Here is a 12,569-nt window from a genome sequence, read left to right as displayed (position 1 = left end):
GACGAAAAGCACCGGGACACGCCGTACGACGGTGCTTTTCGTCAGGGACTACCGCTTTGCCGTGACAGGACGTCTCAGGTAAAGGAGAGGCGCGGTCAGCCGACGCGGACGCGGATCTCGTTGCTGACGGTGCCGTCGTCGCGGTCGATCACGCGGAACCGGTTGAGGCCGCTGACGCCGGTGAAGATGTAGCTGGAGAAGGTGCCGTTGGTGACGCCGACACTGGCGGGGAAGTCGGCCCACGAGCCGTCCTGCCAGCGCTGGACCCACAGGATCGCACCCTCGCCGCCGGGGTAGACGCCGCTGAAGTAGATGCGCTCGCCGGAGCTGACGTTGGTCTTGGCGGCCTGGAGCGAGATCTCGCCGGGCTTCGGAGACTCCGACTCCGGAGACTCGGTCTCCTCCGGCTCCTCGCTCTCCTCGGCGTCGGAGCTCTCGGTCTCGACGGCGTTCGGGTCCTCGGTGTGCAGCGTGATGAGCGGGCCGCTGGACCCGGTGGTCTCGACGGGGCTGGGCAGATACATCGACTCGCGGGCGGTCGAGCCGCCCGCGGCGGAGCCGCCGCCGTCGCCGTCCAGCCCGAGGACCTTGGTGCCCACGAGGGCCACCAGGGCCAGGACGAGGCCGACCCCGAGGCCGACGGCGACCAGCGCCACCAGCCCGTTGAGCACGGGGCGGTCGTACTGGGGATCGTTCTGGTCGCTCACCCGACCATTGTCCGGGTCGCCCGAAGAAATCAGAAACCTCGGGTCCACGCCACGCGCTCGTGCAGCCGGCGCGAGCGCCAGCCGTCCGGGGTGCGCACGAAGGAGTGGTGGTAGGTGCCGCCGACCTCGACGACCCGCTCGCCGCCCTTGCCGTCGGAGATCCGCATCGGGTTGTGGAAGTACGCCGTCACCTCGGCCGCCTCGTTGGCGTCGTCGAGCTCGATGGCGACCTGTCCGAGCATGTGGACGCGGTGGGCGGAGAACGCCGGCAGCGCCTCGGCCAGCCACGCCTTCACCACGGGGTAGCTATCGGAGACGCCGCCGCTCTCGGTGTAGTCGATGTGGGCGTCGGGGGTGAAGACCGTGTCGAGGCGGTCGAAGTCGCCCTCGTCGATGGCGAGGGTGTAGCGGGTGATGGCGTCGGTGATCTCGGCGCGGTCGATCAGGTCCTGCAGGTCCACGGGGGCTCCTCGGCGGTCGGGCGGCTCGGGTCAGCGGGGCTCGAGGACGACGACCGGGATCTCGCGGTCGGTCCAGGCCTGGTAGCTGTCGAAGTCGGCGTAGAGGTCGACCAGGCGCGGCCACAGCGCCGCCCGCTCCTCGGGGCCGGCGACCCGGGCGCGCACCGGCCGGTGGCGCTCGCCGGGGACGGCGACGGCGGTGTCCGGGTTGGCCACGAGGTTGTGGAACCACTGGGGGTGCCGGGGCAGCCCGCCCTGGGAGGCGACGACGACCAGGTTCGGTGCGTCGTCGAGGTAGAGCAGCGGGGTGGTGAAGGTGCGGCCGCTCCTGCGCCCGACGTGGTCGAGCAGCAGCACGGGCACCGGCTTCCTCCAGCCTGCGCCGATGCGCCACTTCGCGCCGACCCGGCCGTTGGTGAGCCGGTAGAGGAAGACGTTCGCCCGGGCGCCGTACTTGATGATCTTCGCGACGACCGGCTTGTCCAGCCCGTCCGGACGCTCCTTGGGCAGTGCAGGCATGGGCGACACTCTGGCACAAATGTAGAACGCGTTCTACTGTGACCGCATGCGCTTCTCCTTCGCCGAGGGCATGACCCACGCGTCGTACTACGCCCCGCTCGCCCAGGCCTGCGAGGCGGCGGGCTACACCTCGATGACCATCGCGGACAGCCTGATCTACCCGCAGGAGTCGGACTCGAAGTACCCCTACACCGACACCGGGGACCGCGAGTTCCTGCTCGGCAAGGAGTTCATCGAGACCTTCGTCCTCTGCGCGCACCTGTTCGCGGTCACCTCGACGCTGCGGCTGACGCCCTTCGTGCTCAAGCTGCCGATCCGCCCGCCGGTGCTCGTCGCCAAGCAGGCCTCGTCGCTGGCGTTCCTCTCCGGCAACCGGCTCGGGCTCGGCGTCGGCCTGTCGCCGTGGCCGGAGGACTTCGCCGCGATGGGCGTGCCGTGGGAGCGGCGCGGCAAGCGGATGGACGAGTGCATCGACATCCTGCGCGGGCTGACCCAGCCCGGCGACGAGCCGACCTTCTTCGGCTACCAGGGCGAGTTCCACTCCTTCGAGCCGCTGCAGCAGTGCCCGGCGCCGACCGAGCGGATCCCGATCCTCGTCGGCGGCCACTCCGACGCCGCACTGCGCCGTGCGGTGCGCAAGGGCGACGGCTGGATGCACGCCGGCGGCGACGGCGAGGAGCTCGACCGCCTCCTGGCCCGGCTCGCAGAGATCCGCAAGGAGGAGGGCGACACCCGCGAGGACTTCGAGGTCCACGTCATCTCCTACGACGCCTACACCCCCGACGGCGTGAAGCGACTGGAGGAGAAGGGCGTCACCGACTGCATCGTCGGCTTCCGCATCCCCTACATCAAGGGGCCGGACACCGAGCCGCTCGAGACCAAGGTCAAGCACCTCGAGCAGTACGCCGAGAACGTGATCGCGAAGGTGAACGGCTGATGAGCGCCGCACTCGGCCTGACCGAGCCGCTGCAGGCCGCGATCGCGGAGGCCGAGGAGCTGATCGCGAACGCCCCCTTCATCCGCACCGAGGCCGACCGGCTCGAGGGCTACGACTACCTCTCCGGGCGGATCCGGATGGCGCTGCAGACCGCGTTCGACTACGACCTCGAGCAACCCCTGTTCATCAACCCCACCCACCAGTTCTCGCGCCAGGGGCTCGACAACCCCGACGCGGTCTACTTCCACGCCTACCTGCGCGAGGGGGTCGAGTACGTCGTACGCGGGCAGCGGGGGACGTCGGCGGACCTGTCCTTCCAGGTGATGGGCGGCAGCTACAGCGCCGACTCGACGGCGACCTCGCTGATGGCGTTCGACGACCGGGAGCTGACGATCGCGGCCGACGGGACGTTCGAGTTCACCTACGTCGCCGAGCCGGGGGCGAAGACGATGATCGTGCGCGAGGTGTTCAACGACTGGGACACCGAGGAGCGCGGAACGCTGACCATCGAGCGCACCGACACCATCGGCCACCCGCGTCGCGCGCTGACCGAGGCCGTGCTGCGCAAGAAGTACGAGGTGGCCGCGCGCTCGCTCACCGGCTCGATCCAGACGTGGTTCGCCTTCCCCCACTTCTTCCAGTACAAGGAGCCGGTCAACACGCTGACCGTGCCCTCCCGCACCCCCGGCGGCCTGTCCTCGCAGTTCTCCTCGATCGGTCACTACGAGCTGGCCGAGGACGAGGCGATGATCGTCTCCGTGCCGCGCTGCGACGACTGCACCTACCAGGCGATCCAGATCGGCTCGGACTGGTACGCCTCCACCGACTACGAGACGCACCAGACCTCGTTGACCAAGGCCCAGGCGCACTGCGACGACGACGGCGTCATGCGCTTCGTCGTCTCCGAGCGCCCGCCAGCCCTGCTCGACGGCTCCCCCGCCCCGGCCGCGAACTGGCTCGAGACCACCGGGCACCGCACCGGGCCGGTCATGCTGCGCTGGCAGCGACTCACCCGCGACCTCACCGCCGAGGACGGGCCCAGCGTCGAGGTGGTGCCGGTCGACCAGGTGGCCAAGCGACTGCCCGGCCTGGTCGGCCTGTCGCCCGAGCAGTACGCCCGCCGGATCGCCGCGCGGCAGCGGGCGGTGGCGCGGCGGATGCTCTCCTAGGCCCCGCCGGGTAGCACGAGCAACAGCACGAGCAACAGCAGGACAGCAGCACGAGCAGCAGCGCCCGCCGGCGACCGTGGGTCACCGGCGGGCGCTGTGCTGCCGGTGCTGGGATCAGGTCTGGATCAGGCGGGGATCCAGTCGAAGGTGTCGGGGTTCGGGCCCTGACGACCCGCCTCGCCCTTGTCGAGCGCGGCGATCGCCGCGACCTCGTCCGCGCCGAGCGCGAAGTCGAGGACGTCGAAGTTCTCGGCCAGGCGCGCCTTGCTCATCGACTTCGGGAAGACGACGTCGCCGCGGTCGAGGGCCCACCGCAGCAGCACCTGCGCGGGGGTCTTGCCGTGGCGCTCGGCCACGGCGAGGACGGCCGGGTCCTCGAGCTCGCCGCCACCCTGGCCCAGCGGCGACCAGGCCTCGACGACGGCGCCGTGGCGGGTCGTGGCGGCGCGGACGGCCTCGTTGGCGAAGTAGGGGTGGACCTCGACCTGGTTGACCGCCGGGACGACGCCGGTCGCCTCGACGACCCGGTCGAGGTGGGCGGGCTGGAAGTTCGAGACGCCGACAGAAGTGGCCAGGCCCTCCTCGCGCAGCTCGAGCAGGGCCTCCCAGGTGGAGACGAATTCGCCGTCGTACTGCGTCGGCAGGGGCCAGTGGATGAGCAGGAGGTCGACGCGGTCGAGCCCGAGCTTCTCGAGCGAGACCCGGGCGGAGTCCTTCGCGTCGGCGGGGCGGTGCCGGTTGTTGTTGACCTTGGTGGTCACGTAGAGCTCGTCGCGCGCGAGGCCGGAGGCGGCGATGGCGGCGCCGACGCCCTCCTCGTTGCCGTACATCTGCGCGGTGTCGACGTGGCGGTAGCCGATCTCGAAGGCATCGGTCACGACGCGCTCGGTCTCGTCAGCCGGCACCTGCCACACGCCGAGGCCGAGCTGGGGGATGGACGTCTGGTCGTTGAGTTCGATCCGGGGAGTGCTCACCCCAGGCTCAACCGGCGAAGGGCAGGACTATTCCGGGACAGCCCGTGAGACCGCGGGCCGGCCGACGGGACCGTGCGGCAGGCGGAATCCCGCAAGCCCTTCCCGAAAACTGAAACACGTTCTACTGTGTCCGCCATGGTGGACCTGCTGACCGACAAGGTCGTCGTGCTCTCCGGTGTCGGACCCGGCCTGGGCCGGGCCCTCGGCGAGGAGGCGGCGCGGATGGGGGCGGACCTCGTCCTCGCCTCCCGCACGCCCAGGCGGCTGGAGAAGATGGCCGAGGCCGTGCGGGCCCACGGTCGCCGCGCCCTCGTCGTCCCGACCGACATCACCGACGAGGAGCAGCGCCAGCAGCTCGTCGACGCCGCACTCGCCGAGTTCGGCCGGGTCGACTGCCTGATCAACAACGCCTTCGGCATCCCGCCGATGGACCCGATCACCACCCTCGACCTCGAGGGCCTGCGCACCGCCCAGGAGACCAACGTCTTCGCGCCGCTGCGCCTCTCGGCGCTCTTCGCCGACGCCCTCGCCGCGACCGACGACAAGCCGGGCGGGTCGATCATCATGGTCAACTCCTGCGTCATCTACTCCAGCCAGCCCGAGTACTCCGGCTACAAGCTCTCCAAGGGCACCCTCGAGCACCTCGCCCAGTCTCTCGCCACCGAGCTCGGCCCGCGCGGCATCCGGGTCAACAGCGTCGCGCCGTCCTACATCTACGAGGACGTCAACAAGGCGTACTTCGACTGGATCGCCTCCGAGACCGGCCGCACCCACGAGGAGGTGTACGCCGAGAAGGCGGAGCCCACCGACCTCAAGCGGCTCGCCACGCCGGACGAGGTCGCCCGCGCCGCCCTCTTCCTCGCCTCCGACCTCGCCTCCGCGGTCACCGGCCAGATGCTCAACGTCGACTGCGGCGAGTTCCACGCATGAGCGAGCCCCGCCAGCGCCCGGACGTCGGGTCCTTCGAGGACATCTGCGCCGCCGCCACCCGCACCACCGGCCTCACCGACTTCGGCTTCGCCGAGGCCCCCGGCCACGAGGAAGCGTTCCGGATCCTCGTCGAGGACCTCGCCTCCCCCGAGGCCGGCCTCACCGGCGTCGGCAACTACTTCATGCGCTCGCAGGTCAAGAGTGCGCTCGTCGCCCGGCTGCTGACGCAGGCGCGGTTCGCGGAGCACCCCGAGCTCGAGCAGGTCCGCATCGAGCGGCCGATCATCGTCCTCGGCCTCCCCCGCACCGGGACGACGGCACTGAGCCGGCTGCTGTGCGCCGACCCCGCGCACCAGGGCCTGGAGATGTGGCTGACGGAGTTCCCCCAGCCGCGCCCGCCGCGGGAGACGTGGGAATCCGACCCGATCTTCACCGCCATGCAGGCGGCCTTCCGCGAGCACCACGTCACCAACCCCGAGTTCATGGGGATCCACTACTCCGACGCGGCCGAGCCTGAGGAGTGCTGGCGCGTGCTGCGCCAGACGGGCAAGTCGATCGGCTTCGAGTCGCTGGCCCACGTGCCGACGTACTCCTCCTGGCTGGCCAGCCAGGACTGGACCGACGCCTACGAGCGGCACCGCCGCAACCTGCAGCTGATCGGTCTCCACGACCAGGACAAGCGGTGGGTGCTGAAGAACCCCTCCCACCTGATCGCGCTCGACGCGCTGATGGAGGTCTACCCCGACGCGCTCGTCGTGATGACGCAGCGCGACCCGGTCACCTCCGTGGCGTCGGCCTGCTCGCTGTCGGCCGAGGCGACCGACGGGCACTCGACGACCTTCGTCGGCGAGACCCTCGGCCGCGACCAGCTCGGGCACCTGACCCGGCAGTGGCACGCGTTCTGGCAGGCGCGCGAGAAGTACGACGAGCGCCAGTTCCACGACATCGACTACCGCGCGTTCGTGGCCGACCCCGTGGGCACCGTCGGCGGGATCTACGACGCCTTCGGGCTGGAGTGGAGCCAGGCGGCGCAGGACGCCGTGCGCCGGCTCGACGAGGAGTCGCGCACCGGCCCGCGCCGGCCGTCGCACCGCTACGACCTGGCGGACTACGGGCTCACCGAGGAGCAGGTGCGGGAGTCGTTCGCCCGCTGAGGCGAGCGTGGCCGTCCCGGGCCGGTCCGCCCTCAGTCCGCCTTGACGAGGCAGAAGGTGTGGCCCGCCGGGTCGAGGAAGACCCGGAAGGTCTCGCCGGGCTGGTGCTCGTGCTTGCGGGCGCCGATCCCGACGACGGCCGCCTCTCCCTCGTCGAGGTCGTCGACGTCGACGTCGAGGTGCACCTGCTGCGGGTGCGCCTGGCCCGGCCACTGCGGCGGTCGGAAGTCCTCCACCCGCTGGAAGTGGATGAAGTGGTCGCCGGAGGAGACGGTCGCCCAGCCGCCGTCGGGGTCGGTCTTCGCCGGCCAGCCGAGGATGGCGGCGTAGAACTCTGCCAGGGAGTTCGGCTCCGGGCAGTCGATGACGAACTGGGGGTTGCGTGCGATGGCCATGCCACGACGCTAGGTGCCCCCACCGACATCGGCCGCCGACGGCTCCCCGACCCCTCGCACCGAGCTCCCCGGGAGCTCCGGCAGCCCAGGCGACACGGCCTGCGACCCCTGCGTGCGCGAACGACCCGGTTCGTCACGCGGCCGTCCACAGGCCGGAGGAGGGCGGGTTCCCACGGGGCTCGCCGGGGTCCACGCTGCCGGCATGACCGTCCTGCACCGCACCGTCGCCGACATCGACCTCAGCCTCTGCCTGCCGCACCGGTGGGCCACCCTGCGCGACCCCGGACCCGGCGTCGTGGTCGCCGCCCGCTCACCGGTCGTGCCACGCGGCGGCTTCGTCCCCGAGATCGTGCTGCGCGCCGTCGCGCTCGACGACCTGGCGCCGCCGGTGGCCGGGCTCGACGTGGAGGACGCCGAGGACCTCGAGCTGTCCGGGCGGCCGGTGCGCTACGAGCGCCTCGGCCACCGCACCGGTTCGACGGACGTCGTGACCGAGCGCTGGACCTGGCTCCTCGACGACCGGGCCGTGGTCCTGGCCGGGACCGTGGCGCGGGCCGACTACCCGGACTACTGCGAGCTGTTCGAGGAGGTCGCGGCGACCGTGGAGATCAGCGGCGACGCACCCGGACCCGCGCTCCTCGCCGGGGCACGCTGGTGATGTTGCGGACCTTGGGCACGTCGTGACCGACCGCACCGACGTCGTACCTGCGGAACACCTCGCGCAGCACCTCGACGCCCTCCATCAGCGAGAAGCCCGCGCCGATGCAGCGGCGCACGCCGCCGCCGAACGGGATCCACACGGTGAGCGCCGGCACGTCGTCGCCGAGGAAGCGCTCGGGCCGGAACACCTCGGGGTCCGCGAAGTTCGACTCCTGCTGGTGGCTCATGATGATCGACGGGCCCACGGTGGTGCCGGCAGGCAGGTCCCAGCCGCCGACCGTCGCCGGCGCCATCAGCGTGCGCACGACCATCGGGATGATCGGGTGCAGCCGCATCGACTCCTTGAGCACCGCCTCCAGCCACGCGTCGTCACCCTCGTCCGCCGCCCGCTGGGTGCGCGCCAGCAGGTCCGCGCTGCGGCCGACCTCCACGAGCGCCCACGACAGCGCCGACGCCGTGGTCTCGTGCCCGGCCAGCAGCAGGGTGACGAGCTGGTCGCGCAGCTCGGTGTCGTCCAGGCCGCTGCCCGGCTCGTCCGGGTCGGTGGCCGCGAGCAGCCGCGATAGCACGTCGCTGCGCTCGGCCAGGTCGGCGGCGCCACGGCGCTCGCGGATCTCGGCGTACATCAGCCGGTCGAGCTCGACCTGGTTCTCCACCGTGCGGCGCCACGGCCCGAGCCGCTGCAACCGCGGGTAGGCCCAGCCGAGCAGGATCGCCGGGCTGATCTCGACGGTCCTGTTGACCGCCGGCCGCAGGCGGGCGAGCCGCTGCTCGTCGGTCACGCCGAAGACGACCCGCAGGATCACCTCCAGGGTGAGCGCGTTCATCCGCTCCAGCGCCCGGAACGGCTGGTCCTCCGGCCAGCCCTCGACCTCGGCGGCGGCGACCTCGGCGACCATCGAGCGGTAGCCCCGCAACGCGTGGCCGAGGAAGGCCGGCATCAGCAGCTTGCGGGCCCGGTGGTGCTCACCGCCGTCCTGCAGCAGCAGCGAGTGCTCCCCCATGATCGGGCCGAGGACGGCGTTGCCCTTGCCGGCGTGGAAGACCTCGGGGTCGCCGGCGAAGATCTCCTTCGTCACCTCCGGACGGGTGAACAGCACCAGCGGCCGCCCGCCGGGGACGAGGTTCACCGTGTACGCGTCGCCGTAGCGGCGGTGCAGCCACGGGTGGAACTGGTGGCGGAACCTCATCAGGGCGACCGTCTGCACGATCGCCGGCCAGCGCGGACCCGGCGGCAACGCGTCGACCGGCACCGCCGGGAGGCCGCGCCCGCCGACCACGCTGGTGTGCCGGAACCGGCGCATGGTCAGCTCGCGGGTGTCGGGCGTGGTGCGGTCGGCCTCGATCGTCACAGCGCCGACGGTACGCCGCGGCCCCCACCGCCGTCGCGCTCCTGCACCGACCGCGCCCCCGCGCGCTCGCGCGCTCGCTGACGGACCCACCGGCTGCGTCAGCCGGGCAGCAGCCCGTCGCGTCGCGCGATCGCGGCCGCCTCGGTGCGGCTGGCGGCGTCGAGCTTGCCGAGGATGTTGGAGACGTGGACGCTGACGGTCTTGGTGCTGATGAACAGCTGCTTGCCGATCTCGCCGTTGGAGCGGCCCTCGGCGACCAGGGCGAGGATCTCCAGCTCGCGAGCGGTGAGCCGCACCGGCGAACCACCCGCCGCCGCGCCCGCAGCCGTCGCGGAGCCTGCGGGCGTCGTACCCCGCTGGGTGCGGGACCCGCCGAGGTCGCCGACCAGGGCGGGGGCGCCGAGCCGGCCGGCGATGCCGCGCGCGGCCGTGGCCTCCTCGTCGGCGGCGCCGGTCTCGCCGAGCAGGCGGAGGATCTGGGAGTACGACGCGCGCACCCGCGCCTCCTCGGGCACGTGGCCGAGCTTGGTGACCGCCTCGAGCGCGGCCGCCCAGCCGGCGACCAGCTCGTCGCGGGTCGGGGCGTCCTCACCGGCCAGCCAGCGCACGCGCAGGTGCTCGGCGTCGAGCCGGGCCTCCCACATCTGGCCCTCGGGGCCCCAGCCGCCGGGGCGCGAGCGGAAGTCCTCGACGACGGTGCGGCCCTCGGCGAGCAGCTGGTCGGCGCGCTGCGCGAGGGCGCGGCGTTCGGCGGCGCTGGCGGCGGGCAGTCCGGCCGCGACGGCGGCGAGGGTGACCGCGGCGAGGCGGACCCGGCCGCCGAAGTGCTTGCGCCACAGCCGGGAGAGCACGTCGACGACTTCGTCGTAGGCCGCGAGCGCGGCCGAGGCGTCGCCGTGGCTGCCGTGGACGTCGATCTCGACGCCGGCGCTGAAGACGCCGACGGTGCCCTCGTCCTCCCACAGCGCGCGCAGGGCGCGGACCCGGTCGAGGACGTCCTCGCCGCGGGCGGCGAGGACCGCGAACCGGGTCGGGGCGACGATGCCGACCGGGATGGGCGGCCCGGCGCTGTCGTCGACCGCAGCGGTCAGCGCGAGCACCTCGTCCCAGGCGCCCTGGAGGTGGCGGATCGAGGCGAGCTGCCAGCGCGACTCCATGACGTACGGCGCCCAGGGGGTCCCCGCGCGGGTGCCGGCCTCCAGGCAGGAGGCGAACCAGCGCGCGGCGACGTCCCACTCGCCGTCGTCCTGGTGGCTGCGGCCCAGCAGGAAGCGCCCGCGGAGCTCGGCGTTGAGCGCGCCGGTCTCCTGGGAGCGGACGACGGCGGCCTCCAGCGCTGTGCGCAGCGCCTCCTGCTCGCTGCCGACGGCGGTCTTGACGTGCAGCCCGCTGAGCGTGGTCATCACGTCGGAGGCGAGCACCGGCCGCGAGAGCCGCTCGGCGAGCCCGAGTGCTTCGGTGGCGAACGGCTCTGCCTCGTCCTCGCGGCCGACGTTGGCCAGCACCCGGGCGTGGGTGACCAGGATCCGCGCCCGCAGCGGGCTCTCCCCCTCCGGCGCCAGCGCGACGGCCTCCTCGGAGAGCGCGACGGGGTCCAGGTCGTTCTCGGTGACGGTCAGCAGCTCGGCGTACTGGCTGAGCAGCCGGCTGCGGGCGACCGGTGCGCGGTCGGCGGGCGTGCGGTCGAGGTGCTCGCGCAGCAGCTGGCAGGCGCGCTGCGGGTCGCCGCCGGCGACGAGGGCGTCGGAGGCGCGCGCCGCCACCTTGGACGGGTCGATGCCGAGGCGCTCGGCGCGGTCGCCGCCCTCGAGCAGCTCGAGGGCCTGCTGGTAGTGGTCGGCGGCCTCGTCGGGGCCGCCGACCGCCATCGCCTCGTCGCCGGCCTCGATGCCGGCGGTGACGGCACGGTCGAGGTCCATGCTGCGGCGGGCGTGGCGGGCGAGCTCGGCGGCGGTGCCGCGGCCGGCCGACTCGGCGAGCGCGGCGACGTAGCGGGCGTGCAGGCGCACCCGCTCACCGGGCAGCAGGTCGTCGTAGACGGCCTCCCCGAGGAGGGCGTGGCGGAAGGAGTAGTGCCGGGCCCCGGCCTCGAGCACGTGCATCTCGACGGCCTGCCGCACGCCGGCCTCGAACGCGTCGGACGGCATGTCGGCGGCGGCGGCCAGCAGGTCGTGGGTGACCCGGCGGCCTGCCGCGCTGGCGACGCGGACCACCTGGCGCGCCTCCTCGGAGAGCCGGTCCAGGCGGACGAGCAGCACGTCGGCGAGGTCGCCGGGCACGTCGTCGCAGTCGCAGTCCTGGTTGGAGGCGACGAGCTCCTCGACGAAGAACGCGTTGCCCTCCGCGCGGGCGACGATGGAGGCGACGGCGCGCTCGTCGAGGCCGGAGGGGGCGAGCTCGCGGACCAGGGCGCGCACGGAGTCCTCGGGCAGCGGGGAGAGCGCGAGGCGGTCGACGTTGGGGATGCGCGACCACTCCGCGACCTGGCGGCGCAACGGGTGCCGGCGGTGCAGGTCGTCGGAGCGGTAGGAGACGACGACGGAGACCGGGTGGTTGAAGGCGCGGGTGCACAGGAAGCCGACCAGGTCGCGGGTGGACTGGTCGGCCCAGTGGGTGTCCTCGATGACGAGCAGGACGGGGGCGTCCGCGGCCGCGGCGTCGAGCAGCGCGTGCACGGCCTCGAACAGCCCGGCCCGGTCGCCGTCGTGGCCGGGGACCTCCGTGGCGGTGTCCGTCTCGTGCGGCTGGTCGCCGGCCCGGACGCGGCGGCCGGGCTGCAGGCGGGCGATGGCGGGATGGGCGGCGACGTGGTCGGCCAGCCCGGGCAGGTCGTCGACGATGCGGCCGACGACCTCGCTGAAGGGGAGGTAGGGCAGGGCGCTCTCGCCGAAGTCGAGGCAGTGGCCGGCGTACACGTGCCAGCCGGCGGCGCGGGCCCGGTCGCGCAGCTCGATGAGCAGGCGGGTCTTGCCCACCCCGGCGTCGCCGGAGAGCAGCACGGCATCGGGGCGGCCCGCGGAGGGACCGCCGGCCGCGTCGAGCCCGACGATCCGGGCCAGCTCGGCCAGCTCGGCGTCGCGCCCGACCATCGTCGTGCTGCTGTGTGCTGCCACGGGCACCATCATGGCGCCCGGCGCCGACAGGGTCGTCGTCAATTTCTCAGCCTGGTCCTCTGCCTGGTCCTCTGCCTGGTCCTCTGCCTGGTCCTCGGTCCGGTCTCTCCGGTCGGGTCGCGGACGGATCACACTCGCCCCGTCTGAGGTACCTCAGGAGCGGTACCTCGGTCGTGGTGGTGGTGGACCGTCGCCCGG

Annotated in this window: 12 protein-coding genes; 5 read left to right on the top strand and 7 right to left on the bottom strand. The window is 72.8% G+C overall.

Annotation, left to right across the window (positions count from 1 at the left end; translation table 11 throughout):
• Positions 1 to 95 precede the first annotated feature (95 nt).
• Genes NOCJ54_RS0109360 through NOCJ54_RS0109350 form a run of 3 tightly spaced genes read right to left on the bottom strand, consistent with a single transcriptional unit; the run spans position 96 to position 1,687 of the window.
• Positions 96 to 707, bottom strand: coding sequence for a hypothetical protein (locus NOCJ54_RS0109360; RefSeq protein WP_028655295.1), 612 nt, complete (start codon positions 705 to 707; stop codon positions 96 to 98).
• 29 nt (positions 708 to 736) lie between these two features.
• Positions 737 to 1,168, bottom strand: coding sequence for a nuclear transport factor 2 family protein (locus tag NOCJ54_RS0109355; protein WP_028655294.1), 432 nt, complete (start codon positions 1,166 to 1,168; stop codon positions 737 to 739).
• 30 nt (positions 1,169 to 1,198) lie between these two features.
• Entirely contained in the window at positions 1,199 to 1,687 is a 489-nt protein-coding gene (locus tag NOCJ54_RS0109350; RefSeq protein ID WP_028655293.1) for a nitroreductase family deazaflavin-dependent oxidoreductase, read from the bottom strand.
• A gap of 46 nt (positions 1,688 to 1,733) precedes the next feature.
• Between NOCJ54_RS0109350 and NOCJ54_RS0109345 the strand changes: the two genes are divergently transcribed.
• Both NOCJ54_RS0109345 and NOCJ54_RS0109340 read left to right on the top strand, forming a co-directional pair.
• On the top strand, positions 1,734 to 2,624 hold the full coding sequence (locus NOCJ54_RS0109345; RefSeq protein WP_028655292.1) for a TIGR03619 family F420-dependent LLM class oxidoreductase: 891 nt from the start codon (positions 1,734 to 1,736) through the stop codon (positions 2,622 to 2,624).
• On the top strand, positions 2,624 to 3,793 hold the full coding sequence (locus NOCJ54_RS0109340; protein ID WP_028655291.1) for a hypothetical protein: 1,170 nt from the start codon (positions 2,624 to 2,626) through the stop codon (positions 3,791 to 3,793). The genes NOCJ54_RS0109345 and NOCJ54_RS0109340 overlap by 1 nt, the downstream gene beginning before the upstream one ends.
• A gap of 125 nt (positions 3,794 to 3,918) precedes the next feature.
• Here the strand turns inward: NOCJ54_RS0109340 and NOCJ54_RS0109335 are convergent, their stop codons facing one another.
• Positions 3,919 to 4,767: an aldo/keto reductase gene (locus NOCJ54_RS0109335; protein ID WP_028655290.1), complete on the bottom strand. Its 849-nt coding sequence runs from the start codon at positions 4,765 to 4,767 to the stop codon at positions 3,919 to 3,921.
• A gap of 135 nt (positions 4,768 to 4,902) precedes the next feature.
• Here NOCJ54_RS0109335 and NOCJ54_RS0109330 point away from each other — a divergent pair, with 135 nt between their 5' ends.
• Both NOCJ54_RS0109330 and NOCJ54_RS0109325 read left to right on the top strand, forming a co-directional pair.
• Positions 4,903 to 5,697 carry an SDR family oxidoreductase gene (locus NOCJ54_RS0109330; protein WP_028655289.1) on the top strand — a complete coding sequence of 265 codons (795 nt, stop codon included), beginning with the start codon at positions 4,903 to 4,905 and terminating at the stop codon, positions 5,695 to 5,697.
• Positions 5,694 to 6,851 (top strand): sulfotransferase family protein, encoded by a 1,158-nt coding sequence (locus NOCJ54_RS0109325; protein ID WP_028655288.1) that lies wholly within the window; start codon positions 5,694 to 5,696, stop codon positions 6,849 to 6,851. The genes NOCJ54_RS0109330 and NOCJ54_RS0109325 overlap by 4 nt, the downstream gene beginning before the upstream one ends.
• A 32-nt stretch (positions 6,852 to 6,883) precedes the next feature.
• On the opposite strand, the gene NOCJ54_RS0109320 is transcribed toward NOCJ54_RS0109325, so the two are convergent.
• A complete protein-coding gene (locus NOCJ54_RS0109320; protein WP_028655287.1) occupies positions 6,884 to 7,246 on the bottom strand; it encodes a VOC family protein in 363 nt (120 codons plus the stop codon).
• A gap of 202 nt (positions 7,247 to 7,448) precedes the next feature.
• Here NOCJ54_RS0109320 and NOCJ54_RS0109315 point away from each other — a divergent pair, with 202 nt between their 5' ends.
• Positions 7,449 to 7,904 (top strand): hypothetical protein, encoded by a 456-nt coding sequence (locus NOCJ54_RS0109315; protein ID WP_028655286.1) that lies wholly within the window; start codon positions 7,449 to 7,451, stop codon positions 7,902 to 7,904.
• Here NOCJ54_RS0109315 and NOCJ54_RS0109310 read toward each other — a convergent pair.
• Both NOCJ54_RS0109310 and NOCJ54_RS0109305 read right to left on the bottom strand, forming a co-directional pair.
• Complete coding sequence (locus NOCJ54_RS0109310; RefSeq protein ID WP_232221732.1) at positions 7,855 to 9,258, bottom strand: cytochrome P450; 1,404 nt, start codon at positions 9,256 to 9,258, stop codon at positions 7,855 to 7,857. The genes NOCJ54_RS0109315 and NOCJ54_RS0109310 overlap by 50 nt on opposite strands.
• A 98-nt stretch (positions 9,259 to 9,356) precedes the next feature.
• Complete coding sequence (locus tag NOCJ54_RS0109305; protein WP_157514845.1) at positions 9,357 to 12,413, bottom strand: helix-turn-helix transcriptional regulator; 3,057 nt, start codon at positions 12,411 to 12,413, stop codon at positions 9,357 to 9,359.
• Between the last annotated feature and the right edge of the window lie 156 nt (positions 12,414 to 12,569).

It is taken from the genome of Nocardioides sp. J54, assembly GCF_000519005.1.
Lineage (GTDB): Bacteria > Actinomycetota > Actinomycetes > Propionibacteriales > Nocardioidaceae > Nocardioides.
The sequence above is the reverse complement of the archived record's forward strand: the minus strand, read 5'-3'. Positions and strand labels throughout refer to the sequence as shown.

Coding starts and splice junctions, on each gene's coding strand:
- NOCJ54_RS0109315 (WP_028655286.1), top strand. CDS start 7,449: ATGACCGTCCTGCACCGCACCGTCGCCGACATCGACCTCAGCCTCTGC.
- NOCJ54_RS0109325 (WP_028655288.1), top strand. CDS start 5,694: ATGAGCGAGCCCCGCCAGCGCCCGGACGTCGGGTCCTTCGAGGACATC.
- NOCJ54_RS0109340 (WP_028655291.1), top strand. CDS start 2,624: ATGAGCGCCGCACTCGGCCTGACCGAGCCGCTGCAGGCCGCGATCGCG.
- NOCJ54_RS0109330 (WP_028655289.1), top strand. CDS start 4,903: ATGGTGGACCTGCTGACCGACAAGGTCGTCGTGCTCTCCGGTGTCGGA.
- NOCJ54_RS0109350 (WP_028655293.1), bottom strand. CDS start 1,687: ATGCCTGCACTGCCCAAGGAGCGTCCGGACGGGCTGGACAAGCCGGTC.
- NOCJ54_RS0109345 (WP_028655292.1), top strand. CDS start 1,734: ATGCGCTTCTCCTTCGCCGAGGGCATGACCCACGCGTCGTACTACGCC.
- NOCJ54_RS0109320 (WP_028655287.1), bottom strand. CDS start 7,246: ATGGCCATCGCACGCAACCCCCAGTTCGTCATCGACTGCCCGGAGCCG.